This is a genomic window from Streptomyces noursei (assembly GCF_016917755.1).
Classification (GTDB): Bacteria; Actinomycetota; Actinomycetes; order Streptomycetales; family Streptomycetaceae; genus Streptomyces; species Streptomyces yunnanensis.
In genome coordinates, this window is record NZ_CP070326.1 from 4,757,330 (window position 1) to 4,783,614 (window position 26,285).

General features: G+C 68.5%; 19 protein-coding genes and 3 rRNA genes. 5 read left to right on the forward strand and 17 right to left on the reverse strand.

Annotation, left to right across the window (positions count from 1 at the left end; genetic code table 11):
- Positions 1 to 12: 12 nt before the first annotated feature.
- Genes JNO44_RS20970 through JNO44_RS20985 form a run of 4 tightly spaced genes read right to left on the reverse strand, consistent with a single transcriptional unit; the run spans position 13 to position 4,848 of the window.
- Positions 13 to 1,674 (reverse strand): bifunctional uroporphyrinogen-III C-methyltransferase/uroporphyrinogen-III synthase, encoded by a 1,662-nt coding sequence (locus tag JNO44_RS20970; RefSeq protein WP_073442572.1) that lies wholly within the window; start codon positions 1,672 to 1,674, stop codon positions 13 to 15.
- Positions 1,671 to 2,687, reverse strand: a complete 1,017-nt coding sequence (gene hemC / locus JNO44_RS20975; protein ID WP_205365652.1) for a hydroxymethylbilane synthase — start codon at positions 2,685 to 2,687, stop codon at positions 1,671 to 1,673. The genes JNO44_RS20970 and hemC overlap by 4 nt, the downstream gene beginning before the upstream one ends.
- A complete protein-coding gene (locus JNO44_RS20980) occupies positions 2,684 to 4,054 on the reverse strand; it encodes a glutamyl-tRNA reductase (RefSeq protein WP_205365653.1) in 1,371 nt (456 codons plus the stop codon). Before JNO44_RS20980 ends, hemC begins: the two co-directional genes overlap by 4 nt.
- Positions 4,051 to 4,848, reverse strand: a complete 798-nt coding sequence (locus JNO44_RS20985; protein ID WP_039635102.1) for a redox-sensing transcriptional repressor Rex — start codon at positions 4,846 to 4,848, stop codon at positions 4,051 to 4,053. The genes JNO44_RS20980 and JNO44_RS20985 overlap by 4 nt, the downstream gene beginning before the upstream one ends.
- Positions 4,849 to 5,180: 332 nt before the next feature.
- Between JNO44_RS20985 and JNO44_RS20990 the strand changes: the two genes are divergently transcribed.
- The 4 genes from JNO44_RS20990 to JNO44_RS21005 all read left to right on the forward strand — a co-directional run bounded on the left by JNO44_RS20990 (position 5,181) and on the right by JNO44_RS21005 (position 9,148).
- Positions 5,181 to 5,459, forward strand: a complete 279-nt coding sequence (locus tag JNO44_RS20990; RefSeq protein WP_205365654.1) for a glutaredoxin family protein — start codon at positions 5,181 to 5,183, stop codon at positions 5,457 to 5,459.
- A gap of 237 nt (positions 5,460 to 5,696) precedes the next feature.
- On the forward strand, positions 5,697 to 6,563 hold the full coding sequence (locus JNO44_RS20995; protein WP_420882751.1) for an HAD family hydrolase: 867 nt from the start codon (positions 5,697 to 5,699) through the stop codon (positions 6,561 to 6,563).
- A 330-nt stretch (positions 6,564 to 6,893) separates the two neighbouring features.
- Positions 6,894 to 7,682: an ECF subfamily RNA polymerase sigma factor, BldN family gene (locus JNO44_RS21000; protein WP_205365656.1), complete on the forward strand. Its 789-nt coding sequence runs from the start codon at positions 6,894 to 6,896 to the stop codon at positions 7,680 to 7,682.
- Positions 7,683 to 7,954: 272 nt separating this feature from the next.
- Positions 7,955 to 9,148, forward strand: a complete 1,194-nt coding sequence (locus JNO44_RS21005; protein ID WP_205365657.1) for a DUF5667 domain-containing protein — start codon at positions 7,955 to 7,957, stop codon at positions 9,146 to 9,148.
- Positions 9,149 to 9,223: 75 nt separating this feature from the next.
- On the opposite strand, the gene JNO44_RS21010 is transcribed toward JNO44_RS21005, so the two are convergent.
- From JNO44_RS21010 to JNO44_RS21065, 12 genes are all read right to left on the reverse strand, one after another.
- Positions 9,224 to 10,210, reverse strand: coding sequence for a lysophospholipid acyltransferase family protein (locus JNO44_RS21010; RefSeq protein WP_205365658.1), 987 nt, complete (start codon positions 10,208 to 10,210; stop codon positions 9,224 to 9,226).
- Between the two features lie 14 nt (positions 10,211 to 10,224).
- Positions 10,225 to 11,274, reverse strand: coding sequence for an NAD-dependent epimerase/dehydratase family protein (locus JNO44_RS21015; protein ID WP_205365659.1), 1,050 nt, complete (start codon positions 11,272 to 11,274; stop codon positions 10,225 to 10,227).
- 202 nt (positions 11,275 to 11,476) lie between these two features.
- Positions 11,477 to 11,575, reverse strand: a complete 99-nt coding sequence (locus JNO44_RS21020) for a 30S ribosomal protein bS22 (RefSeq protein WP_003948845.1) — start codon at positions 11,573 to 11,575, stop codon at positions 11,477 to 11,479.
- A 120-nt stretch (positions 11,576 to 11,695) separates the two neighbouring features.
- Positions 11,696 to 11,905: a helix-turn-helix domain-containing protein gene (locus JNO44_RS21025; RefSeq protein WP_014144137.1), complete on the reverse strand. Its 210-nt coding sequence runs from the start codon at positions 11,903 to 11,905 to the stop codon at positions 11,696 to 11,698.
- 131 nt (positions 11,906 to 12,036) lie between these two features.
- Positions 12,037 to 12,849 (reverse strand): phosphatase, encoded by an 813-nt coding sequence (locus JNO44_RS21030; protein WP_073442565.1) that lies wholly within the window; start codon positions 12,847 to 12,849, stop codon positions 12,037 to 12,039.
- 182 nt (positions 12,850 to 13,031) lie between these two features.
- Positions 13,032 to 14,207: an acetoin utilization protein AcuC gene (locus JNO44_RS21035; RefSeq protein WP_039635088.1), complete on the reverse strand. Its 1,176-nt coding sequence runs from the start codon at positions 14,205 to 14,207 to the stop codon at positions 13,032 to 13,034.
- On the reverse strand, positions 14,158 to 15,411 hold the full coding sequence (locus tag JNO44_RS21040; RefSeq protein ID WP_205365660.1) for an MFS transporter: 1,254 nt from the start codon (positions 15,409 to 15,411) through the stop codon (positions 14,158 to 14,160). Before JNO44_RS21040 ends, JNO44_RS21035 begins: the two co-directional genes overlap by 50 nt.
- A 115-nt stretch (positions 15,412 to 15,526) precedes the next feature.
- Positions 15,527 to 16,177, reverse strand: a complete 651-nt coding sequence (locus JNO44_RS21045; RefSeq protein WP_205365661.1) for an HAD family hydrolase — start codon at positions 16,175 to 16,177, stop codon at positions 15,527 to 15,529.
- An 88-nt stretch (positions 16,178 to 16,265) separates the two neighbouring features.
- Positions 16,266 to 16,382 (reverse strand): 5S ribosomal RNA (rrf, locus tag JNO44_RS21050).
- Between the two features lie 71 nt (positions 16,383 to 16,453).
- A 23S ribosomal RNA gene (locus tag JNO44_RS21055) occupies positions 16,454 to 19,576 on the reverse strand.
- A gap of 303 nt (positions 19,577 to 19,879) precedes the next feature.
- Positions 19,880 to 21,408: ribosomal RNA gene (locus JNO44_RS21060) — 16S ribosomal RNA — on the reverse strand.
- The 16S, 23S and 5S rRNA genes sit together here, the layout of an rRNA operon.
- Positions 21,409 to 22,112: 704 nt before the next feature.
- On the reverse strand, positions 22,113 to 22,673 hold the full coding sequence (locus JNO44_RS21065) for a MarR family winged helix-turn-helix transcriptional regulator (RefSeq protein WP_039641345.1): 561 nt from the start codon (positions 22,671 to 22,673) through the stop codon (positions 22,113 to 22,115).
- Positions 22,674 to 22,890: 217 nt separating this feature from the next.
- Here JNO44_RS21065 and JNO44_RS21070 point away from each other — a divergent pair, with 217 nt between their 5' ends.
- A complete protein-coding gene (locus JNO44_RS21070) occupies positions 22,891 to 24,180 on the forward strand; it encodes an MFS transporter (protein ID WP_205370140.1) in 1,290 nt (429 codons plus the stop codon).
- A 59-nt stretch (positions 24,181 to 24,239) separates the two neighbouring features.
- On the opposite strand, the gene JNO44_RS21075 is transcribed toward JNO44_RS21070, so the two are convergent.
- On the reverse strand, positions 24,240 to 25,994 hold the full coding sequence (locus JNO44_RS21075; RefSeq protein WP_205365662.1) for a SpoIIE family protein phosphatase: 1,755 nt from the start codon (positions 25,992 to 25,994) through the stop codon (positions 24,240 to 24,242).
- Positions 25,995 to 26,285 lie beyond the last annotated feature (291 nt).

Consider the following 26,285-nt stretch of genomic DNA (forward strand, 5'->3'; position numbering starts at 1 on the left):
GCCCCCGGTCGACTACGGGGTGGCTCGCCTCCGGCGGGCACCCGGGCGCCGCTCGCTCGGCCGCGTCACCGGGTCGCCGGCCTCCAGCGCGGCATCGCGCCGCGCCGCGCCGAACTCCGCGAGCGCCTCGGCCAACTTGTGGACCGACGGCTCGGGCGACATCACGTCCACCCGCAGCCCGTGCTCCTCGGCGGTCTTGGCGGTGGCCGGACCGATGCAGGCGATCACGGTCACGTTGTGCGGCTTGCCGGCGATGCCGACGAGGTTCCGCACGGTCGAGGACGAGGTGAAGAGCACCGCGTCGAAGCCACCGCCCTTGATCGCCTCACGGGTCTCGGCCGGCGGCGGCGAGGCGCGCACGGTCCGGTAGGCGGTGACGTCGTCGACCTCCCAGCCCAGCTCGATCAGGCCGGCCACCAGCGTCTCGGTGGCGATGTCGGCGCGCGGCAGGAAGACGCGGTCGATCGGGTCGAAGACCGGGTCGTAGGGCGGCCAGTCCTCCAGCAGCCCGGCCGCGGACTGCTCGCCGGACGGCACCAGGTCGGGCTTCACACCGAAGGCCACCAGCGCCTTGGCGGTCTGCTCGCCGACCGCCGCGACCTTGATCCCGGCGAACGCCCGGGCGTCCAGCCCGTACTCCTCGAACTTCTCCCGGACGGCCTTGACGGCATTGACCGAGGTGAAGGCGATCCACTCGTAGCGGCCGGTGACCAGGCCCTTGACCGCGCGTTCCATCTGCTGCGGGGTGCGCGGCGGTTCGACGGCGATGGTCGGGACCTCGTGCGGCACCGCGCCGTACGAGACGAGCTGGTCGGAGAGCGACGCGGCCTGCTCCTTGGTCCGCGGCACCAGCACCCGCCAGCCGAACAGCGGCTTGTTCTCGAACCACGAGAGCTGGTCCCGCTGCGCCGCGGCGCTGCGCTCGCCGACCACGGCTATGACCGGCTGGCCGCCGTCCGGCGACGGCAGCACCTTGGCGGCCTTCAGCACCTGGGCGACGCTCCCGAGGGTGGCGGTCCAGGTGCGCTGCCGGGTGGTGGTGCCGGCGACCGTGACGGTCATCGGGGTGTCCGGCTTGCGGCCGGCGGCCACCAGCTCGCCGGCCGCCGCGGCCACCGAGTCCAAGCTGGTGGAGACCACCGCGGTGGCGTCGCTGGTGCCCAGCTCGGACCAGCAGCGGTCGTCGGCGCTGCGGGCGTCGATGAAGCGCACGTCGGTGCCCTGGGCGTCGCGCAGCGGCACACCGGCGTACGCGGGCACGCCGACCGCGGCGGCGATGCCGGGGACCACCTCGAAGACGATGCCCTCGGCGGCGCAGGCCAGCATCTCCTCGGCGACGTAGCCGTCGAGGCCGGGGTCACCGGTCACCGCACGGACGACCCGCTTGCCCGCGCGGGCAGCCGCCATGACAAGATTGGCGGTGTCCCGAAGGGCGGAAACGCCATGGGGACTGCCGGGGTTTGACACCTCGTCAGCTGACGCCTGCAGTGGAGTGTCCACCTGTGCGCGTGCGTGCACACGCACGACGTCCAGGACCTGCGGGTCGGCGATGAGGACGTCTGCGGACGCCAGCGCTTCCACGGCGCGCAGCGTCAGCAGACCCGGGTCTCCCGGCCCGGCACCCAGGAAGGTGACCTGACCGGAGGCGGAGTGGTTTGGGGCGGTGGGGTTCAAAGTGCTCGCTCCCCCATAAGACCGGCCGCACCCTTTGCGAGCATCTCGACGGCGAGTTCCCGGCCCATGCGAAGCGGGACCGAATCGTCGTCAAGAGAGGCAGGTACGTGCCCGGTGGTGGACAGCTGCACCAACGTGCTGCCGTCGAGCGTGCCGACGACTCCGCGCAGGTGCATTTCGGTGACAGCCTGCTCGTCGGCCGTGGGGCCTCCCCTGCTCGAACACAGTCGAGAGCTAGGGGAAAGGTCGGCGAGTGCCGCCACGGGGGCGGAACAGCCGGCCTCCAGGGCGGCGAGCAGGGAACGCTCGGCGGTCACGGCGGCCCGGGTGACCGGGTCGTCGAGCTCGGCGAGCGCGGCGACGAGGTGCGCGTTGGCCGCGACACACTCGATCGCCAGTGCCCCCTGGCCGGGGGCAGGCAAAACCACGTCGGGCGACAGCAGCTGCGTCGCCTCGTCGATCCGACCGATCCGGGTCAGGCCGGCGGCGGCCAGCACGACCGCGTCCAGCTCGCCCTTCCGGACGAAGCCGATCCGGGTGTCGACGTTGCCGCGGACCGGGACGGTCTCGATGCGCTTGCCCAGCGTCCTGGCCCAGGCGTTGAGCTGCGCCATCCGCCGGGGGGAGCCGGTGCCCACGCGGGCGCCGTCGGGGAGTTCCTCGAAGGTGAGCCCGTCCCGCGCGATCAGCGCGTCCCGGGGGTCCACGCGCACGGGTATGGCCGCCAGGGCCAGCTCCGCGGGCTGCGCGGTCGGCAGGTCCTTCAGCGAGTGGACGGCGAAGTCGATCTCACCGGCCAGCAGCGCGTCGCGCAGCGCCGAGACGAAGACGCCGGTGCCACCGATCTGCGCCAGGTGTTCACGGGAGGTGTCGCCGTAGGTGGTGATCTCCACCAGTTCGACGGGGCGGCCGGTCAGCTCGCGCACCGCCTCGGCCACCTGCCCGGACTGGGCCATGGCGAGCGCGCTGCGCCGGGTGCCCAGTCGCAGGGGACTCATCGTGCTGTCGGTCATGCCCGCTCCCGTGCTGCATCGTGCTGGTCGGCTCGGGTGTCGGCCCTGCTGACGGCGGCGACCGTCTGGGGGTCGAGGTCGAAGAGCTCCCGCAGGGCGTCCGCGTATCCGGCGCCGCCGGGCTCGCTGGCGAGCTGCTTGACCCGCACCGTGGGCGCGTGCAGGAGCTTGTCGACGACCCGGCGGACGGTCTGGGTGATCTCCGCCCGCTGCTTGTCGTCGAGGTCGGGAAGGCGGCCGTCGAGCCGGGCGATCTCGCTGCTGACGACGTCCGCGGCCATGGTGCGCAGGGCGACCACGGTGGGGGTGATGTGCGCGGCCCGCTGGGCGGCGCCGAACGCGGCGACCTCCTCGGCGACGATGCCGCGCACCGTGTCCACGTCGGCGGCCATCGGGGCGTCGGCGGACGCCTCGGCCAGCGACTCGATGTCGACCAGGCGGGCCCCGTCGATCCGGTGCGCCGCGGCGTCGATGTCACGCGGCATGGCCAGGTCGAGCAGCCACATCCGGTCGTCGCGCCCGGCCAGCGCGGCGGCGATCCGCTCGCCGCTGAGCACCAGCCCGGACGCGCCGGTACACGAGATGACGATCTCGGCCCGGGCCAGCTCCGCCTCGACGGCCTCCATGGCGACGGCGCGGGCGGTCAGCCCGGTGGCCGCGCCCGGCCCGCCCGGCTCGGTCAGGATCTGCACCAGCCGCTCGGCGCGCGCCACCGTCCGGTTGGCGACGGCCAGTTCGCCGACGCCGTTGCGGACGAGGGTGGTCGCGGCCAGCGAGGACATCGAGCCGGCGCCGATCACCAGCGCCCGCTTGCCCCGCGCCCAGGCGGCGACGTCCGGGACCGCGGCCAGCTGCTCCAGGCCGAAGGTGACCAGCGACTGGCCGGCCTTGTCGATCCCGGTCTCGCTGTGCGCGCGCTTGCCGACCCGCAGGGCCTGCTGGAAGAGGTCGTTCAGCAGCCGCCCGGCGGTGTGCTGCTCCTGGGCGACGGCCAGCGCGTCCTTGATCTGTCCGAGGATCTGGCCCTCGCCGACGACCATGGAGTCCAGGCCGCAGGCCACCGAGAGGAGGTGGTGGACCGCCCGGTCCTCGTAGTGGACGTAGAGATAAGGGGTCAGCTCCTCCAGGCCGACGCCGCTGTGGCGGGCCAGGAGGGTGGACAGCTCGGCGACGCCGGCGTGGAACTTGTCCACGTCGGCGTAGAGCTCGATGCGGTTGCAGGTGGAGAGCACCGCGGACTCGGTGGCCGGCTCGGCCGACACCACGTCCTGCAGCAGCTTGCCGCGGCCCTCCGGGGCGAGCGCGGCCCGCTCCAGCACGCTCACCGGCGCGCTGCGATGACTCAGTCCGACGACCAGGAGGCTCATGCCGGCATCACCGCGGGCACGTCCCCGTCGGGTCCCTTGCGGTCGGTCGCGGTGGCGGTGGGCCGGGCCGGGGACGCCGGCGCGGTGTCCTCGGGACCCTCCATCGCCTCCGGACCGGCCTGGCCGGTCTCCTCGCCCGCCTTGCGCTGCTCGTGGAAGGCGAGGATCTGCAGCTCTATGGACAGGTCGACCTTGCGGACGTCCACCCCGTCCGGGACGGTCAGCACGGTCGGCGCGAAGTTGAGGATCGAGGTGACGCCCGCGGCGACCAGGCGGTCGCAGACCTGCTGCGCGGCGCCGGCCGGCGTGGCGATGACGCCGATCGAGACGCCGTTGTCCCCGATGATCTGCTCCAGCTCGTCGGTGTGCTGGACCGGGATGCCGGCGACCGGCTTGCCCGCCATGGCCGGGTCGGCGTCGATCAGCGCGGCGACCCGGAAACCGCGGGAGGCGAAGCCGCCGTAGTTGGCGAGCGCGGCGCCGAGGTTACCGATACCGACGATGACGACGGGCCAGTCCTGGGTGAGGCCGAGTTCCCGCGAGATCTGGTAGACGAGGTACTCCACGTCGTAGCCGACGCCACGGGTCCCGTAGGAGCCGAGGTAGGAGAAGTCCTTGCGCAGCTTCGCGGAGTTGACTCCCGCGGCGGCCGCGAGCTCCTCGGAGGACACCGTGGGGACCGAGCGCTCGGAGAGCGCGGTCAGTGCGCGCAGATACAGCGGTAGCCGGGCGACGGTGGCCTCGGGGATGCCTCGGCTTCGGGTCGCCGGTCGGTGAGTTCGGCCAGTTGCCACGGTGCTCCTGCGGGTAGAGCGGGGCTGTGGACGGCCGTGAGGAACCCGACCGCCCCGTCTCTTGCAGGCTATGTCTTTGTGAACGCGTGCACAAAGATGGTGTCCGTTTTGCCCGGCCAAAGTGATGGGGCTCACGCAGCTTTTACGGGGCCGCGCGGAACCAACTCCCGCGTCACACCGTTCGCACGCGCCACCGGCGATTCGCGGCAGCACCGACGGGAGCACGCGTCCTCACTCCTCACCGCCATCCCCCCGGACACCAACAAATCGCCCATCGATGGTACGCGAAACCATCCCTCCGGAACGCCGCCGCGAACCGGCACAATGACCCCATGGCCCCCTTGTTCAGCCGCGCCCCCCGCAAGAACCCCGCCGACCGGATGGTCACCCTCGTCCGGAAGCCGGGCTGCCACCTCTGCGACGACGCGCAGGCGGTGATCGAGAAGGTGTGCGCGGAGACCGGCGCCTCCTGGGAGCAGAAGGACATCACCGAGGACGCCGAGCTGTACCGCAAGTACTGGGAGCAGATTCCGGTCGTCCTCGTGGACGGCGCCCAGCACGACTTCTGGCGGGTCGACCCCCGGCGTCTGCGCACGGCACTGGGCACCTGAGCGCCGCCGGCCCGTCGACCGCCCGCACCCCGGCGCCCTCCGGATGGCCGTAACGCAACCGTCGACCGCCCCGCTGCTCCCTGACACGCGCCCGTAACCGGCTGCACCGAACAAACTGGCTACGCTAGCCGCATGGCCCGCCCGTCGCCCGCCCACCGCCCCGACCGGAGCCCCGCCGGGGCGCTCTTCCCCGCGGGGTGGTTCACCCGCCGCAGACGACCCGCCACGGCGCGCAGCGTGCTGGCCGGCGAGGCCGCGGCCGAGGCCGCCCGCAAGTCGTCCCAGGAGGCGCCACCCGCCGAGGCCCCGGCCGAGCCGGAGTTCCCGGTCGCCGGGGACACCAGCGCCGCAGCCTTCTTCGACCTCGACAACACGGTCATGCAGGGCGCCGCCCTCTTCCACTTCGGCCGCGGCCTGTACAAGCGGCACTTCTTCCACAAGCGCGACCTGGCCCGCTTCGCCTGGCAGCAGATCTACTTCCGGCTGGCCGGCGAGAACTCCGAGCACATGGCGGACGTCCGCAACAGCGCACTGTCCATCGTCCAGGGCCACCGCGTCGCCGAGCTGATGTCCATCGGCGAGGAGATCTACGACGAGTACATGGCCGAGCGGGTATGGCCCGGCACCCGAGCCCTGGCCCAGGCCCACCTCGACGCCGGCCAGAAGGTCTGGCTGGTGACCGCCGCGCCCGTCGAGACCGCGACGATCATCGCCCGCCGGCTGGGGCTGACCGGCGCCCTCGGCACGGTCGCCGAGTCCGTCGGCGGGATCTACACCGGCAAGCTGGTCGGCGAGCCGCTGCACGGCCCGGCGAAGGCCGAGGCGGTGCGCGCCCTGGCCGCCGCCGAGCACCTGGACCTGTCGCACTGCGCCGCCTACAGCGACTCGGCCAACGACATCCCGATGCTCTCGCTCGTCGGCCACCCCTACGCGATCAACCCCGACACCCGGCTGCGCAAGCACGCCCGGGAACACAGCTGGCGGGTGCGCGACTACCGGACCGGGCGCAAGGCCGTCCGGATCGGTATCCCGGCGGCCGCGGCCGTGGGTGCGCTCGCGGGTGGCGCGGCGGCGGCCGCCGCGCTCCAGCGCCGCCGTCGCTGACCGTCCTTGATCACCGGGCACGGCGCCGGGCCATCCGCACTCCCTACCCCCACCGTTGCCCCGTCAGTCCCTTTCCTGGCGGTTAACCACAACACGCCCTTCAACCAGGCAGATTGCGCTCCCTTCCGATCAATAGTTGCTCAATATTCGATACTTGATCCGCCACCAACCGGACACGGACCGTAAGTAATCGATGATTTGAGCAACTGGGTGTAGCGCTGCCTGTACGAAGCGTTATTCTCCTCAGACGCATTCCGGAACCCACACGTCCCTACGACGAGTGAACGGTCCCGCACTGCACGTGATGGAAGCTCTGCCTCTGGGAGTCCCGTGTACCCACACGTCGGGGTTGACGCCTCGGGCCTGGCTACGCTGCGTACGACACTCGTCGACCACCTGCGCAGTTTTGTCCCCACCGCGTACGCCGTCCCCGCATTCGCCACAGCCGTCCCCACCGGCCCCTGCTACGCGTTGGCCGACGGGAGCGCTGCGGTCGGCAAGGCCGCCTCCGCCGGCAGAACGCGCCGCGCCGGCACCGGTACCACCACCGCACGGCGCCCCGCGGACAGCGACAGCCGTCGCATGATGGATCTCGTCGAACGCGCGCAGGCCGGCGAGGCCGACGCCTTCGGTCGCCTCTACGACCAGTACGCCGACACCGTCTACCGCTACATCTACTACCGCGTGGGCGGCCGGGCCACGGCCGAGGACCTCACCAGCGAGACCTTCCTCCGCGCGCTGCGCCGCATCGGCACGTTCACCTGGCAGGGGCGGGACTTCGGCGCCTGGCTGGTGACCATCGCCCGCAACCTCGTCGCCGACCACTTCAAGTCCTCCCGCTTCCGCCTGGAAGTCACCACCGGAGAGATGCTCGACGCCAACGAGGTCGAGCGCAGCCCCGAGGACTCGGTCCTCGAATCCCTCTCCAACGCCGCCCTGTTGGAGGCGGTCCGCAAGCTCAACCCCCAACAGCAGGAATGCGTCACCCTGCGCTTCCTCCAGGGCCTCTCGGTCGCCGAGACCGCCCGCGTCATGGGCAAGAACGAGGGCGCCATCAAGACCCTCCAGTACCGGGCCGTCCGCACCCTGGCGCGGCTCCTCCCCGAAGACGCCCGCTGACAGCCGGCCCCTCGCCGCCGACACCCCCAACACCCCGCCCACCGCTCACCGTTGGTGATCGGGCATGCCCTGACGGTCAGATCATCGTGAGTGCGTAACCCGAGTGCCGCGCCGCTCGTTGTGCGGGATGCAGGCTCCACGCGGTCACGCCATGTCCGCAGCCCCTCACTCGTTCGAGTGGCCACGGATCACGGCGTGCAACCATCCGGCCCGTCTGGATAGTCAATGCCAGTCCGGGGAGTCGAGCGGGATGACGAGAGGAGGTGCCGCCCGTGATCGCGAATGTCTCGGTACACCGGCGGGCCAACGCCTTCGCCCAGGCCCTGGAGGAGCAGGTGCTCAGGGGCGCGGCGACCGAGGACCAGGTCGACAACGCGGCGCAAGCGCCGGTAGACGCACGGCTGTTGGCGGTCGCCGACGGCCTCGGGGAGCTCCCGAAGCCGGAGATGGCCGCCGAGGTCAAGACTGTCCAGCGTGCCCAGCTCATCGCGGCGATGGAGGCTGCCTTCGCCGAAGGCGCCACGCCCGGCGACACCCGGGTGCCCGAACAACGCGAGAGGAAGGGCACCCACCGGGCCGGCACATCGCTCGGCCGGCTGCGCCCGCGCTCCCGCCTCTCCAAGGGGCTGGCGGCCGGCGGCCTGACAGTCGGCGTCGCCGCCGGCGCGTTCAGCGGCGTCGCCGCGGCCAGTACCGACGCCCTCCCCGGCGACTCCCTGTACGGCCTCAAGCGCGGCATGGAAGACCTCCGGCTCACCATGAGCGACGACGACTCCGACCGCGGCCAGCTCTACCTCGACCAGGCGTCCACCCGCATGCTGGAGGCCCGCCGTCTGATGGAGCGCGGCCGGTCCGCGCAGCTCGACCACGAGGATCTCTTCGAGGTCCGCAAGGCGCTGGCCGGCGTCCGGCACGACGCGGGCGAGGGGCACCGCCTGCTGCACGCCGCCTACGAGCGCGACGGCTCGCTCGGCCCCATCCAGGCGCTGAACTCCTTCACCACGTCGCACCGCGACACCTGGACCCAGCTGCGTGACAGGCTCCCGGTACAGCTCACCGACGTGCGCGACGAGGTCAGTTCGGTCTTCGCCGCCATAGACGATGAGGTCGGCCCGCTGCTCCCGGCGACCCCGGACAGCCACAGCCGCCACCACGACACGCCGACCGACCGGGGTGCCGTCGGCGGCGCCAGCCGCCCGTCGCCGGCCGGCAGCGAGTCCCCGTCCGACTCCCACGGCACCGCCCAGCAGGCCCCGCGCCCCTCGGCCTCGCCGTCCCAGGAGCAGGGCGGTCTGCTCGGCGGCAGTACGGGCGGCCTGCTCGGCTCGCCCGGCAAGGGCAGCGCCTCCCCGCACGACGGCAACCACGGCAAGGACGGCACCGGCCACCCCGACGTCACGCTGCCGCCGCTGCTGCCCGGGCTCCTGCCCGAGCTGGGCATCGACGGCGACAACCTGCCCAAGTAGCCGGCCCGCCCGCGCGGCACGGGCCCGCGGCGGCCGGCGCAGCCCCCCGGCGCTCGGTGTTCTTCCGGTCCCCCCTCAGAAGAACACCGAGCGCCGCTGCACGAGCAGCTTGTAGAGGGTGTGCTGGATGGTCTCCCGGACCTGGTCGGTCAGGTTGAACATCAACATCGGGTCGTCGGCCGCCTCCGCCGGATAGCCCTCGGTCGCGATGGGCTCCCCGAACTGGATCGTCCACTTCGTCGGCAGCGGCACCGCGCCGAGCGGCCCCAGCCAGGGGAACGTCGGCGTGACCGGGAAGTACGGCAGCCCCAGCACCCGCGCCAGGGTCTTGGCGTTCCCGATCATCGGGTAGATCTCCTCGGCGCCCACGATGGAGCACGGCACGATCGGCACGCCGGCCTTCAGCGCCGTGGAGACGAAGCCGCCCCGCCCGAAGCGCTGGAGCTTGTAGCGGTCCGCGAACGGCTTCCCGATGCCCTTGAAGCCCTCCGGCATCACCCCGACGATCTCCCCGCGCTCCAGCAGCCGCTGGGCGTCCTCCGCGCAGGCGAGCGTGTGCCCGGCCTTGCGGGCCAGCTCGTTCATCACCGGCAGCACGAACACCAAATCGGCCGCCAGCAGCCGCAGGTGGCGCTGTGCCGGGTGATTGTCGTGCACCGCGACCTGGAGCATCAGGCCGTCCAGCGGGAGCGTCCCGGAGTGGTTGGCGACGATCAGCGCGCCGCCCTCGGCGGGGATGTTCTCCATCCCCTTGACCTCGACCCGGAAGTACTTGTCGTGGAGCGGCCGCAGCAGCGACATCAGGACCTGGTCGGTCAGCTCCTTGTCGTAGCCGAAGTCGTCGACCTCGTAGTCGCCGGTGATCCGCCGGCGCAGGAAGGCCAGCCCGCCCGCGATCCGCTCGTCCAGGGTCCGGCCGCCGGCCGGGCGCGGGGCCGGCGGCGGCTCCGGTTCGGTGCGGGCCTCCGGTACGGGCGCCAGGGCGGTGCCGCGCGCGGACCGCCGGGCCTTGCGGCGCGCCCGCGGTTCCTCGCCGAAGGGAATGACCTTGGCGTCCGCCATCGTGGGTGAACTCCTCACTGGATCGGGCCGCGGCGTGCGGAGAGCACACCGGCGAGCCGGTCGACGGTGCGGGCGAGGGACTCGGGCGGCAGCAGCCCGGGTCCGCGGCTGCGGGCGAATTCCTCGAAGGTCTCCGCCGTCGTGTACCGGGGGTGGAAGCCCAGTGTCTCGCGCATCTGGGTGGTCTCGACGACCCGGCCGTGGGTCAGCATCCGGATCTGCTCGGGCGAGAAGTCCGTGATGCCGAGCGACCGCAGGGCGGTGCCGGCCCAGGTCACGGTGGGCAGGAAGAGCGGGAGGGTGGGCCGGCCCAGGCGCCGGGAGACCTGCGAGAGCAGCAGGACGCCGTCACCCGCGATGTTGAACGTGCCGCTGTTGAGGGTGCCGCGGCGCGGCGCGGCGGCGGCGATCCGCAACACGTCGATCGCGTCGTCCTCGTGGACGAACTGCAACCGCGGGTCGTAGCCGAGGACGGTGGGCAGCACGGGCAGCGAGAAGTACTCGGCGAGCGGGGAGTCCGCGCACGGCCCGATGACGTTGGCGAACCGCAGGACGCAGACCGCCACGTCGGGGCGGCGCCGGGCGAAGCCGCGGACGTACCCCTCGACCTCGACGGTGTCCTTCGCGAAGCCGCCGCTGGGCAACGACTTGGGCGGGGTGTTCTCGGTGAAGACCGCCGGGTCGCGCGGCGCGGAGCCGTAGACGCTGGTGCTGGACTTGATGACCACGCGCTGGACGTTCGGGGCCTTCTGGCAGGCGCCGAGCAGCTGCATGGTGCCGATGACGTTGGTCTCCTTCACGGAGGCCCGGCCGCCGCGACTGCCCAGGGGCGTGCCGTTGATGTCCATGTGGACGACGGTGTCGACGCCCGTTTCGGCCAGGACCCGGGCGATCGCCGGATGCCGGATGTCGGCCTTGAGGAATTCCGCCTCGCCCAGGGGGTGCTCCGGTGTCACGGCATCGACCCCGATCACCCGATCGACGTCGGGATCGCGCTGGATCCGGCGGACGAACCGGCCCCCCAGCTGCCGTGCGACGCCCGTGACGAGCACGACGTTGCCCAAGATCGGCCCTCCTTCCCGCAGCGGCTTCCGCCTGCGCCGAGATGTGCGGCTCACGCTATCGGGTCGGTGTTGCGCGGCGATGACCGCACGATGCCCGTAACGACATTTGCGTACGACCACCGTCCATACGGCCCACAAAAGCACCGCGGCTCCCTATCGCCCGAGGGGCGACAAGGAGCCGCGAAATCGTGATCAGCGTCGCTTACTTCTTGTTGCGACGCTGCACACGGGTGCGCTTGAGCAGCTTGCGGTGCTTCTTCTTCGCCATCCGCTTGCGCCGCTTCTTGATAACAGAGCCCACGACTACCCTCGCTCACTTCGTATCACTCGGTGCGGGGCGTCCGAGCCCACACTACCTACATCGGGCCAGGGTACCCGGCGCCGGCCGTACCGCGTAATCCGAGGGTCGTCGAACGAGCCGTCAGGCCGACTCCACCCCCACATACGACTCACGGAGATAGTCGTGGACGGCCTGCTCCGGCACCCGGAAAGACCGTCCCACGCGAATCGCGGGCAGATGACCGCTGTGCACCAGGCGGTACACGGTCATCTTCGACACTCGCATCACCGTGGCGACCTCCGCCACTGTCAGAAATACAACCTCGTTCAACGGCCTCTGGTCCGCAGCCATCACACACCTGCACCTTCCGCATAAGACGGGCACCGGCTTCCCCTCCGGTGACTCTTCGTCGCCATGCGTTCACTCCCCAGATTAGGGGCGGGTGATGCGAGTGGGGAAGAGGAGCAGCGAACGACCGCCAATCAGGACAGATGCGCCCTATTGAGGATGTAGCGGATCAGGGGGCGGTAGTGCGTCGACCGGACGGCATCATCGAGCGGCACCACCGCGGACAGCCGTCCCTCCGCCCTCCCGACGAACGGCGCGGGGTCGTCGGCGTCCGCCAGCCCGATCGCCTCGATGCCCAGCTGACCTGCCCCGCAGACCCATCCGTGGTCCCCGATGACCAGCCCCGGAAGCGGCCCGGCGGACGCCGCTGCGACCCCCAGAGCGGTCCGCACCGGCAGCGGTGAATGGGTGTGCACGCCCCCCTCGGAGGGTGCGCCCCGCACGCCGGGCTCGCGCATCAGCGCGACTCCCCGTACGTAATCGAGGACCCGGGTGCGTACTCCGAACCGGGTCGCTATGTCGACACGATGGCCATACGCCGGGGTGAGGACGGTGCAGCCCGCCGACGAGAGGGCGTCTGCGAGGGCGGCGTAGAACTCCAGCAGCCGGTGCGGGTGCCCGGTGCCGAGCAGCACCGGCACCCGACGGCCGGCCGCCACGGCGAGCCGGTCGGCGAACGCGTCCAACCCGGCGATCGTCCGGTCGGGATCGATCACATCCAGACCTGAAGTATGCGCGGGATCGGCTGAAATACCGCACTCCTGTCCCATCAGTCGCAGGACTTCACCGAAGGACCAGTCCCGTTCGGGATCCAACCCCAGCAGCGCCCGCGGATCGCGCGCCGCGAAGAGCCGGTAGCGCCGCAGACTCTGCTCCCGCGTGGTCGCGATCGTCCCCGCGAGCCGCGCCTCGATCAGGTGCGCCCGCAGCGCCCCGGTGCCCAACACGGGCCCCATGCTGGCCGTTCGACCGGGATGCGGATGCCCTAACCGACGGGTAGTCACACATCCGGGGCAGCCCCGACCCAAACGGGAATGCCCCTTCCCCCCACCACGTTGTGGCCCCGCAGGGGGGCCTCGCATCCCCTACGGGTTCTGTTCCCCCACCCCCTACGGCATCCCCCGCCGCCTCACGGCAACAGCCCGTGCGACGGGAACACCGCCCGACGGGTGGCCAGCACCGCCTGGTCGAGCCGGTCGGCCGGGTCGTAGCCGCCCTCGGCGAAGTCCCGCCACTGCGGAGTCCGCCCGTCCGTCATCCGGTACGGCGCCAACTGCCGCGTCCTGCGGAACACTTCGTGCCGCCACTCCTCCGGCACCGGCGACGTCGGGTCGATCGGCCGGTGCCCGGCGATCGCCGCCAGGTGCGTCCAGCTGCGCGGCACCACCTCCACCACCGCATAGCCGCCGCCCCCGAGCGCGACCCAGCGCCCGTCCGCGTACTCGTGCGCCAACGCGTGACAGGACTCGGCCACCGCACGCTGCGCGTCCAGGCTCACCGCGAGATGCGCGAGCGGGTCCTCGAAATGGGTGTCGGCGCCGTGCTGGGTGACCAGGGCCTGGGGCCGGAACGCGGCCAGCAGTTCCGGCACCACGGCATGGAAGGCCCGCAGCCAGCCCGCGTCGGCGGTGCCGGCCGGCAGCGCCACGTTCACCGCACTGCCCTCCGCACCCTCCCCGCCGGTCTCCTCCGGCCAGCCGGTCTGCGGGAACAGCGTCCGCGGATGCTCGTGCAACGAGATCGTCAGCACCCGCGGGTCCTCCCAGAACGCCGCCTGGACGCCGTCCCCGTGGTGCACGTCCACATCCACGTACGCCACGCGCTCGGCGCCCAGCTCCAGCAGCCGGGCGATCGCCAGCGCCGCGTCGTTGTAGACGCAGAATCCGGACGCGCCTCCGGGCATCGCGTGGTGCAGCCCGCCCGCGAAGTTCACCGCGTGCTCCGCCTCACCGCGCCAGACGGCCTCCGCCGCCCCCACCGACTGCCCGGCGATCAGCGCCGACGCCTCGTGCATCCCGGGGAACGCCGGGTCGTCCTCGGTGCCCAGGCCGTATTCGAGGTCCGCGGACTCCGGGTCGGCGGACGCCCGGCGGACCGCCTCGATGTAGTCCTCACGGTGCACCAGGCGCAGCGTGGAGTCGCCGGCCGGCTTGGCGGCCACCACCTCCAGCGGCCCCCGATGGAGCTCGTACGCCTCCACCAGACGCATCGTCAGGGCGAGCCGGACGGGGTCCATCGGATGCCCCGGCCCGAAGTTATAGCCCGTTACTGCCTCGTCCCACATCAGCTGTGCGCGGCCGCTCATGGTCGTCACCGTATCGGGCCGAGGACGACCCGAACGAGCGGGCGTACACCAATGTCACCAGGACCAGCACCATCGGTACGAGCATCGCCCCGCGATAGGTCCAGGCGTCCCCCAGCCCGCCCACCAACGGGGATCCGATCAGAAATCCCACATAGTTGAAGATGTTCAGCCGCGCGATGGTCGGATCCGAAGCACTCGGACCATGGCGCTCGACCGCGTACCGCCCGGCCGCCGCGAAGGTCTGCGGCACGATGACGCACAACCCGAGCCCCAGCAGGACGAACCCCGCCATCCCGACCCAGGCCCCCGGCGCCGCCGCCACCACCGCGAAGCCGACCGCCGCGACCACGGTCCCGATCCGCACCACCGCGACCGGCCCGAAGCGCCGCACCCCCAGATCCCCCACGGCCCGCCCGAGCAGCGCCGTCACCATGTAGACGTTGTACGGGACCGTCGACAACTGCTCCGAGCTGCCCAGTACGTCCTTCAGATACTTCGCGCTCCAGTTGGAGACCGTCGAGTCGCCGATGTACGCGAACGCCATCACCAGGCACAGCGGCAACAGCAGCCGCATCGCGACCGGCGTCCCGCTCGCCGTCCCCCCGACGCCCTCCGCCCCGCCCCGGTCCTCGCCGTCCACGAACCACCGGCCGATGACCAGCACCAGCGGGACAGCCACCGCCACCACCGGCCCGTACAGCACCACCAGCGGCAGTTCCCAGTGCGCCCCGGCCCACGCCAGCGAGGCGCCCACGATCCCGCCCAGGCTGTACGCGGCGTGGAAGCCGAGCATGATGCTCCGCCCGTAGGACCGTTGGAGACTCACCCCGAGCATGTTCATCGACGCGTCCAGGCCGCCCACGGTCAGCCCGAACACGGCCAGCGCCACCGCGGCCTGCGCCAGCGACCCGACCGCTCCGACCGCCAGCAGCACCAGGCACACCACCGGCTGCACGATGCGCAGCACGACGCTCGGCCGCACCCGCTTCACCAGGTGCTCGGTGCCGACGCTGCCGACGCCGGCGAGCACCGGAACGGCCGCCAGGAAGACTGGCAGCAGGCCGTCGGAGATGCCGTAGCGCGTCTGGATCGCCGGTATACGGGTCACGAGCAGGGCGAAGACCGCCCCCTGGGCGAAGAAGCTGAGGGCGAGCGAGACCCGGCCACGGCGGAGCCGCGCTCCCGGTACCAGAGGGGGCGTCATGGCGCGTCAGCCTAGAACTCCGGGCTACCACTGGGTAGATGGATCACTCGCCCAATTCCGCCTGGTGTACGAGTAGTTGGCGGACCGGCGGGCGGATACCGCCCCGCACCCGTCCTTACCGCACCAACTGCGGCAGCTCCGCCATATCCCTGAACAGCGCGGTGGCCCCGGCCTCCCTCAGCTTCGCCGCCGGCGTCATCGCCGTGAACCCGAACACGTCCATCCCCGCGGCCACCGCTGCCCGCACGCCCAACGGGCTGTCCTCGACCACCGCACACCGCCCCGGCGCGACACCCATTTCCCTCGCCGCGTGCAGAAACAGGTCGGGCGCCGGCTTCCCCCGCGCCACATCCTGCGACGAGAAGACCCGCTCCGCACCGAACCGCTCGAACAGCCCTGTCTTCGTCAGCGCCACCCTGATCCGCTCATGGCTCCCCGACGAACCGACGCAGTACGGCACGCCGTCCGCGGCGAGCTTCTCCAGGACCGCCTCCACCCCCGGCACCGGTTGCAGCCGGCGACGGAACTCGTCGAAGACCCGCGTGTGGAAACCGCTCTCGAAATCCGCCGGCAGTGCACGCCCGGACTTCTCCCGCACCATGTCCCGCACCCGCTGCACCGACCCGCCCATGAAGTCACGCAGCGATTCCTCGTACGTGGTGGGGTGCCCCAGTTCGGTGAGATAGCCGGCGAGGATCCGGTTGGAGATCGGCTCGCTGTCGACCAGTACACCGTCATTGTCGAAAATGATCAGGTCATAACGCATCAAACGAGCGTACCCAGCCCTACGGAAGGACAACGCAAAGAAGCCCTGTTGGGAACCGAGGTTCCCAACAGGGCTTCTTCTAAAATTAGTTCGGCGGCGTCCTACTCTCCCACAGGGTCCCCCCTGCAGTACCATCGGCGCTGAAAGGCTTAGCTTCCGGGTTCGGAATGTAACCGGGCGTTTCCCTAACGCTATAACCACCGAAACACTATGAAACTATGAACAACCGTTGGTCTGTTCGTGGCTTCAGAACCAACACAGTGGACGCGAGCAACTGAGGACAAGCCCTCGGCCTATTAGTACCAGTCAACTCCACACCTTACGGCGCTTCCATATCTGGCCTATCAACCCAGTCATCTACTGGGAGCCTTACCCCATCAAGTGGGTGGGAGCCCTCATCTCGAAGCAGGCTTCCCGCTTAGATGCTTTCAGCGGTTATCCTTTCCGAACGTAGCCAACCAGCCATGCCCTTGGCAGAACAACTGGCACACCAGAGGTCCGTCCGTCCCGGTCCTCTCGTACTAGGGACAGCCCTTCTCAAGACTCCTACGCGCGCAGCGGATAGGGACCGAACTGTCTCACGACGTTCTAAACCCAGCTCGCGTACCGCTTTAATGGGCGAACAGCCCAACCCTTGGGACCGACTCCAGCCCCAGGATGCGACGAGCCGACATCGAGGTGCCAAACCATCCCGTCGATATGGACTCTTGGGGAAGATCAGCCTGTTATCCCCGGGGTACCTTTTATCCGTTGAGCGACGGCGCTTCCACAAGCCACCGCCGGATCACTAGTCCCTACTTTCGTACCTGCTCGACCCGTCAGTCTCACAGTCAAGCTCCCTTGTGCACTTACACTCAACACCTGATTACCAACCAGGCTGAGGGAACCTTTGGGCGCCTCCGTTACCCTTTAGGAGGCAACCGCCCCAGTTAAACTACCCACCAGACACTGTCCCTGATCCGGATCACGGACCCAGGTTAGACATCCAGCACGACCAGAGTGGTATTTCAACAACGACTCCACACCAACTGGCGTTGGCGCTTCAAAGTCTCCCACCTATCCTACACAAGCCGAACCGAACACCAATATCAAGCTATAGTAAAGGTCCCGGGGTCTTTCCGTCCTGCTGCGCGAAACGAGCATCTTTACTCGTAATGCAATTTCACCGGGCCTATGGTTGAGACAGTCGAGAAGTCGTTACGCCATTCGTGCAGGTCGGAACTTACCCGACAAGGAATTTCGCTACCTTAGGATGGTTATAGTTACCACCGCCGTTTACTGGCGCTTAAGTTCTCAGCTTCGCCCCACCGAAATGGAGCTAACCGGTCCCCTTAACGTTCCAGCACCGGGCAGGCGTCAGTCCGTATACATCGCCTTACGGCTTCGCACGGACCTGTGTTTTTAGTAAACAGTCGCTTCTCGCTGGTCTCTGCGGCCACCCCCAGCTCACCGTGTAAAACGGATCACCAGAAATGGCCCCCCTTCTCCCGAAGTTACGGGGGCATTTTGCCGAGTTCCTTAACCATAGTTCACCCGAACGCCTCGGTATTCTCTACCTGACCACCTGAGTCGGTTTAGGGTACGGGCCGCCTTGAAACTCACTAGAGGCTTTTCTCGACAGCATAGGATCATCCACTTCACCACAATCGGCTCGGCATCAGGTCTCAGCCTTAACGTGCGACGGATTTACCTACCACACGGCCTACACCCTTACCCCGGGACAACCACCGCCCGGGCTGGACTACCTTCCTGCGTCACCCCATCGCTTACCTACTACAAGTCTGGTCCGTCGGCTCCACCACTCCCCTCAACTCCGAAGAGATCAGGGCGGCTTCACGGACTTAGCATCGCCTGATTCAGTATTGGGCGCTTCAAAGCGGGTACCGGAATATCAACCGGTTGTCCATCGACTACGCCTGTCGGCCTCGCCTTAGGTCCCGACTTACCCTGGGCAGATCAGCTTGACCCAGGAACCCTTAGTCAATCGGCGCAAGAGTTTCCCACTCTTGTATCGCTACTCATGCCTGCATTCTCACTCGTGAACCGTCCACAACTCGTTTCCACGGCTGCTTCACCCGGCACACGACGCTCCCCTACCCATCACGATCCCCGTTGGGGGTAATACCGCAATGACACGACTTCGGCGGTGTACTTGAGCCCCGCTACATTGTCGGCGCGGAATCACTTGACCAGTGAGCTATTACGCACTCTTTCAAGGGTGGCTGCTTCTAAGCCAACCTCCTGGTTGTCTCTGCGACTCCACATCCTTTCCCACTTAGCACACGCTTAGGGGCCTTAGTCGATGCTCTGGGCTGTTTCCCTCTCGACCATGGAGCTTATCCCCCACAGTCTCACTGCCGCGCTCTCACTTACCGGCATTCGGAGTTTGGCTAAGGTCAGTAACCCGGTAGGGCCCATCGCCTATCCAGTGCTCTACCTCCGGCAAGAAACACACGACGCTGCACCTAAATGCATTTCGGGGAGAACCAGCTATCACGGAGTTTGATTGGCCTTTCACCCCTAACCACAGGTCATCCCCCAGGTTTTCAACCCTGGTGGGTTCGGTCCTCCACGAAGTCTTACCTCCGCTTCAACCTGCCCATGGCTAGATCACTCCGCTTCGGGTCTTGAGCATGCTACTCCAACGCCCTATTCGGACTCGCTTTCGCTACGGCTTCCCCACACGGGTTAACCTCGCAACATACCGCAAACTCGCAGGCTCATTCTTCAAAAGGCACGCAGTCACGACGCAAAGAACAAGTCTCTGCGCGACGCTCCCACGGCTTGTAGGCACACGGTTTCAGGTACTATTTCACTCCGCTCCCGCGGTACTTTTCACCATTCCCTCACGGTACTATCCGCTATCGGTCACCAGGGAATATTTAGGCTTAACGGGTGGTCCCGCCAGATTCACACGGGATTTCTCGGGCCCCGTGCTACTTGGGTGTCTCTCAAGCAAGCCGCTAACGTTTCAGCTACGGGGGTCTTACCCTCTACGCCGGACCTTTCGCATGTCCTTCGCCTACATCAACGGTTTCTAACTCGCCCTGCCGCCGGCAGACGACAGAAGAGAGATCCCACAACCCCAACCACGCAACCCCTGCCGGGTATCACACGTGACTGGTTTGGCCTCATCCAGTTTCGCTCGCCACTACTCCCGGAATCACGGTTGTTTTCTCTTCCTGCGGGTACTGAGATGTTTCACTTCCCCGCGTTCCCTCCACACTGCCTATGTGTTCAGCAGCGGGTGACAGCCCATGACGACTGCCGGGTTTCCCCATTCGGACACCCCCGGATCAAAGCTCGGTTGACAGCTCCCCGGGGCCTATCGCGGCCTCCCACGTCCTTCATCGGTTCCTGGTGCCAAGGCATCCACCGTGCGCCCTTAAAAACTTGGCCACAGATGCTCGCGTCCACTGTGCAGTTCTCAAACAACGACCAGCCACCCACCACCCCAACCCGAAGGCTGAGTTCACTGGGACCGGCATCCCGAAGGCTCAGACCATAGTCCGCACCCTCAGACACCCAACAGCGTGCCCGACCCGACCAGATGAGACCCTGCGTTCCACGCCGAAGCAGTACTAACAGTCCTCACACCAATCGCGCCGAGTAGTCAACGTTCCACCCATGAGCTAACCACCGTCGAACATTCGCCGACGTAGTGGCTCTGGACAATCTTGCGACCGTCTAGATGCTCCTTAGAAAGGAGGTGATCCAGCCGCACCTTCCGGTACGGCTACCTTGTTACGACTTCGTCCCAATCGCCAGTCCCACCTTCGACGATTCCCTCCCACAAGGGGTTGGGCCACCGGCTTCGGGTGTTACCGACTTTCGTGACGTGACGGGCGGTGTGTACAAGGCCCGGGAACGTATTCACCGCAGCAATGCTGATCTGCGATTACTAGCAACTCCGACTTCATGGGGTCGAGTTGCAGACCCCAATCCGAACTGAGACCGGCTTTTTGAGATTCGCTCCACCTCGCGGCATCGCAGCTCATTGTACCGGCCATTGTAGCACGTGTGCAGCCCAAGACATAAGGGGCATGATGACTTGACGTCGTCCCCACCTTCCTCCGAGTTGACCCCGGCAGTCTCCTGTGAGTCCCCATCACCCCGAAAGGCATGCTGGCAACACAGAACAAGGGTTGCGCTCGTTGCGGGACTTAACCCAACATCTCACGACACGAGCTGACGACAGCCATGCACCACCTGTACACCGACCACAAGGGGGGCACTATCTCTAATGCTTTCCGATGTATGTCAAGCCTTGGTAAGGTTCTTCGCGTTGCGTCGAATTAAGCCACATGCTCCGCTGCTTGTGCGGGCCCCCGTCAATTCCTTTGAGTTTTAGCCTTGCGGCCGTACTCCCCAGGCGGGGAACTTAATGCGTTAGCTGCGGCACGGACGACGTGGAATGTCGCCCACACCTAGTTCCCAACGTTTACGGCGTGGACTACCAGGGTATCTAATCCTGTTCGCTCCCCACGCTTTCGCTCCTCAGCGTCAGTATCGGCCCAGAGATCCGCCTTCGCCACCGGTGTTCCTCCTGATATCTGCGCATTTCACCGCTACACCAGGAATTCCGATCTCCCCTACCGAACTCTAGCCTGCCCGTATCGAATGCAGACCCGGGGTTAAGCCCCGGGCTTTCACATCCGACGTGACAAGCCGCCTACGAGCTCTTTACGCCCAATAATTCCGGACAACGCTCGCGCCCTACGTATTACCGCGGCTGCTGGCACGTAGTTAGCCGGCGCTTCTTCTGCAGGTACCGTCACTCTCGCTTCTTCCCTGCTGAAAGAGGTTTACAACCCGAAGGCCGTCATCCCTCACGCGGCGTCGCTGCATCAGGCTTTCGCCCATTGTGCAATATTCCCCACTGCTGCCTCCCGTAGGAGTCTGGGCCGTGTCTCAGTCCCAGTGTGGCCGGTCGCCCTCTCAGGCCGGCTACCCGTCGTCGCCTTGGTGAGCCACTACCTCACCAACAAGCTGATAGGCCGCGGGCTCATCCTTCACCGCCGGAGCTTTCCACACGGAGATCATGCGACCCCGTGTCATATCCGGTATTAGACCCCGTTTCCAGGGCTTGTCCCAGAGTGAAGGGCAGATTGCCCACGTGTTACTCACCCGTTCGCCACTAATCCCCGACCGAAGCCGGTTCATCGTTCGACTTGCATGTGTTAAGCACGCCGCCAGCGTTCGTCCTGAGCCAGGATCAAACTCTCCGTGAATGCTTACCGGTAATCCGGTATCAACACTCGCGTTGAGCGGAACCACAAGGAGGAATAATCCTCGCGGTTCACAGCGTCCTCGCTGTGCGCCTCCCAAAGCTATTGGAAGGACTTTTCAAAGGAACCTCATCTCCAAGATGGAGACGGGGTATCAACATATCTGGCGTTGACTTTTGGCACGCTGTTGAGTTCTCAAGGAACGGACGCTTCCTTCGGCCACCCTCTCGGGCTTCCTCCGGGCGCTTCCCTTCGGTCTTGCGTCTCCGACTCTATCAGATCCTTTCGGCCCCGATTTTCGCCGGTGCGATTCGGCCTTTCGGCTTCCTCGCGGTTCCAACCTTACCAGATCCGTTTCCGTCTCTGGCCCCCTGCTGGAGCGGGGTCCGGCCGCTTCACTTTCGCTTTTCGGCCTTTCCGACTTTATCAGATCTTCTTTCTGTTCCGGCCCGCTTCTCAGTGAGTTGCGGTCGGTTCGAATTTCGATCCGATTCCCCGTCGGCGGGGTGTTCACTACGTTAGCGGAATTCCTCGCTGACGCCTAATCAGGCGCCCGGAATGAATTTCGGCATGCGAAATTCGCTCCCATTGAGGGACCGTGCAGTAGTGGGTTGCCGCGAAGCGGCGGGATGGCTACCGCAGAACCGTTCCGGCTCGTTGGCAACTCGGAGAACACTACGGATCGGGGAGGGGCGTGTCAAACCCGGTCAGTCGAGGTCGCTCAGGCGGCCCTCGGCGTCGGGTTGGGCCTCCTCGACGCGGCGCAGCAGCCGGGTCAACGCATCGCCGAGGATGCGGCGTTGCTCGCCGGAGAGGTCCTGGAGGAGATCCTCCTCGAAGACCGATGCCATACGCATCGCCTCCAGCCACTTCTCGCGGCCCTCGTGGGTCAGCTCGACGATCACTCGGACGCGGTTGGTCTCGTCGCGCTCGCGGGTGACCAGACCCTCGCTCGCCATGCGGTCGATGCGGTGGGTCATGGCGGCCGGCGTGAGGCCGAGGCGCTTGGCGAGTTCGCCGGGGCCCATGCGGTAGGGCGCGCCGGAGACGACGAGGGCCTTGAGGACCTCCCATTCGGCGTTGCTGATGCCGAGGGTGGCGGTCTGGCGTCCGTAGGCGACGTTCATCCGCCGGTTGAGGCGCTGAAGTGCGGAGACGACCTGCTCCACCTGGGGGTCGAGGTCCCGGAACTCGCGCTGGTAGGCCGCGATCTGTTCCTCAAGGCTCGGCTCGGAGTGACCGGCGGGCGCATCTGAGGGCTCTGGCATGCGGCGCAGTATGACACGAAAGTCATTGGCGTTGAAGTTCTTCGTCATGTAGTCTTTACCTTCGAACTTTAGGGTCGAAGTCTTGAGGGTGTGACTGTCCGGTCTTGGACGTCCCGGGTGTCGTGAACGCCGAGGACGCTGTGGACACCGCCTCGACTCGGCCCGGGGGGTTCCTGACTCGTATCCGTCTTTTGTGACCTGACCTAGGTAGGTGAGTGTGACCACCGCGATGGGCGCCGCGCTGCGCCGGATCCAGCTGGGGAACGCGCTGAGCGCGTTCGGCAGCGGCTTCACCGTGCCGTATCTGTACGTCTACGTGGCGAACGTGCGGCATCTCGGTGCGAATACGGCTGGTGCGGTGCTGGCGATGCTGGCGATCTCCGCACTGATCGTGCTGCCGCTGACCGGACGGGTCATCGACCGGCGGGGGCCGCTCCCGGTGGCCGTCGTCGGTACGGTCTCGGCCGCCGTCGGTTCGCTGGGGATCGGGCTGTCGGCCACCGAGCCGATGGTCATCGCGTCGGCGGTGGCGCTGGGGGCCGGTATCGCGGTGATCCAGCCGGCGCTCGCCACGATGATCGTGTGGTGCTCGACGACGGTGACCCGGTCGCGGGCGTTCGCCACCCAGTTCTTCCTGAACAACCTGGGGCTCGGCATAGGCGGCCTGGTCGGCGGTCAGCTGGTGGACGAGACGCACGCGTCGAGCTTTGTGCGGCTGTTCGCGATCGAGGCCGTGATGTTCCTGGTGCTGGGCGCGGCGATCGCAACCGTACGGCTGCCGCGGGCGCCGAAGGTCGAGGACGCGGTGCCGACGGAGGAGCGGGCCAAGGGCGCCTGGCGGGTGCTGTTCGGCGACCGCCGGATGGTGTGGCTGTGCGTGCTGGGCTTCGTGCTGTTCTTCGCCTGCTACGGGCAGTTCGAGTCGGGGCTGGCGGCGTACGCCACGGAGGTGACCCGGATCGCGCCGGCGACGCTGGGCATCGCCCTGGCGGCCAACACGGCGGCGATCGTGGTGGCCCAGTTCGTGGTGCTGAAGCTCGTCGAGCGGCGGCGTCGGAGCCGGGTGATGGCGCTGGTGGGCGTGATCTGGACGGTGGCGTGGCTGGCCGCCGGACTGTCCGGGCTGGTGCACGGGAGCCAGGTGGTGGCGACCGTCCTGCTGATCTCCACGTATGCGCTGTTCGGCGTCGGGGAGTCGCTGCTGGCGCCGACGGTGGCGCCGCTGGTGGCGGATCTGGCGCCGACCTCGCTGATCGGCCAGTACAACTCTGCGTTCGCACTGGTCAAGCAGTTGGCGCTGGCGGTCGGGCCGGCCGTGGGGGCGCTGATGGTCGGGCACGGGATGCATGTCGCGTACATCGCGATGCTGGTGGTGTGCGCGGTCGGGATCTCGGTGCTGGCGCTGCGGCTGGGGCGGATGCTGACCCCGGCCCAGGACCAGCCGCACCGGGTGGCGGCCCTGCCCGCGCAGCGGGTGGAGGCCGAGCCGGTGTCCGCGGGCGTGTGAGAGGCGGTCCGGGGGCGGCGCCCGCTGTTGGCGCGGCGCCGCCCTCGGGTGGAGGCGACCTAGCCCCTGGGCAGGGCGAATTCGCACCAGACGGCCTTGCCGCCGCCCGGGGTGCGGCGGGAGCCCCAGGAGGAGGCGATGGTGGCGACGATGGAGATGCCGCGGCCGGTCTCGTCCACGGGCTCGGCCCGTCGGCGGCGGGGCAGGTGGTCGTCGCCGTCGGTGACCTCGATGATCAGGCGACGGTCGGTGCGGCGCAGCCGTAGGCGCATCGGCGGGGTGCCGTGCTGGAGGGAGTTGGCGACGAGTTCGCTGGCGGCCAGGACACCGAGGTCGTGGAGTTCCGGGGAGAAGCGCCAGGAGGCGAGGACGCCGGAGGCGAAGGCGCGGGCGCGCGGTGCCGCCTCGGTGCCGCCGTGGAGTTCGAGGGCGGCGTTGTGGAACAGCTCGGCGTCGTGGCCCGTACGGACCGGGTTCTGGATGACGAGGATGGCGACGTCGTCGTCGTGCGCGGCGGTGATGCCCAGGGAGCGCAGCAGCCGGTCGCAGACGATGTCGGGGGTGCCGGTGGAGCCGGCGAAGGCGCGCTCCAGGGCGGCGACGCCCTCGTCGATGTCCTTGTCCCGGCGTTCGACGAGGCCGTCGGTATAGAGGACGGCGCTGCTGCCGGCGGCTAGCGGGACGGAGCCGGAGGTGTGCAGCCAGCCGCCGGTGCCCAGCGGCGGGCCGGTCGGTTCGGCGGCGCGGCGGATGGTGCCGTCGGCGTCCCGGACGAGCATCGGCAGATGGCCGGCCGAGGCGTAGACCAGGCGGCCCTCGTTGGGGTCGTGGACGGCGTAGACGCAGGTGGCGATCTGGCTGGCGTCGATCTCGGCGGCCAGGCCGTCGAGGAGTTGGAGGACCTCGTGGGGCGGGAGGTCCAGGCGGGCGTAGGCGCGGACCGCGGTGCGGAGCTGGCCCATGACGGCGGCGGCGCGCACCCCGCGGCCCATGACGTCGCCGATGACCAGGGCCGTCCGGCCGGCGCCGAGGGTGATGACGTCGTACCAGTCGCCGCCGACCGCGGCGTCCGTGCCGCCGGGCTGGTAGGTGGCGGCGACCCGCAGGTCGTCGGGCTGCTCCAGTTCCTGGGGCAGCAGTGAGCGCTGGAGGGTGACCGCGGCGGCGCGCTGGCGGGCCTCGCTGGCGCGGAGCCGTTCGGCGGACTCGATCTGGTCGGTGACCTCGGCGCCGAAGACCAGGACGCCCTTGTGCGGGGCGACGCAGGCGACCTCGGGGTCGGGGGCCGGGCCGCTGGCGGCGACCTCGATGGGGGTGCAGGTGAAGGTGTAGTAGCCGTCGCGGGTGCGGTCGCCGCCGGCGCCGGCCGGGACCTTGCGGGACTTGACGGTGCGGGGTTTGCCGCTGCGCAGGACCTGGTCCATCAGGGGCAGCAGGCCCAGTTCGCCGAGTTCGGGGAGGGCCTCGCGGGCGGTGTGGCCGGCCGGGCGGGGGCCGAAGACGCCGGCGTAGGCGCTGTTGACGTAGGCGATGCGGTGCTCGGGGCCGTAGACGACGGCGACCAGGGCGGGGATGGTGCCGAGGATGTCGTGGACGGAGAGCGCGTCGACGGTGGGGGGCGCGGTGGGCGGCGGGGCGTCCTCGCCGGAGCCCTCGGCGCGGGCGGCGGGGACGGTGTCGGAGGGGTCGTCGGTGGGCGCGGCGGAGTGCGCCGTGGGCCCCGACGGGGCGGACGGCGTGGCGGCGCGGTCGGACCGGGCGGCGGTGCGCCGCTGCGTGCCGGGGAATTTGGCGCTCCAGCGCGTGAAGATCACGGAGGGATACCTCTTACTTCGCGTCGTCGCGCGGGGTCGGGCCATCGGCGTGGGGGCGGGCCCCGTGGTGGGGCGGAGGGCACGATCGGCACCCTCTGGCGGAATGCAGCAAACGTCCTGAATCCTCGTGATTGTCACTCTTCGCAGATACGAGCCCACCCATGGTCACACGTCCAGTGTGGCCGACCGGACGGTCATCCGTCAGACGCCGGACGTCGAGGCGTAGTTCCCGGCCCGGGGGCGGTCGGCCCGGGCCGTCCGGGCGGCCGGTCAACGTCCCTGGTCGGGCGG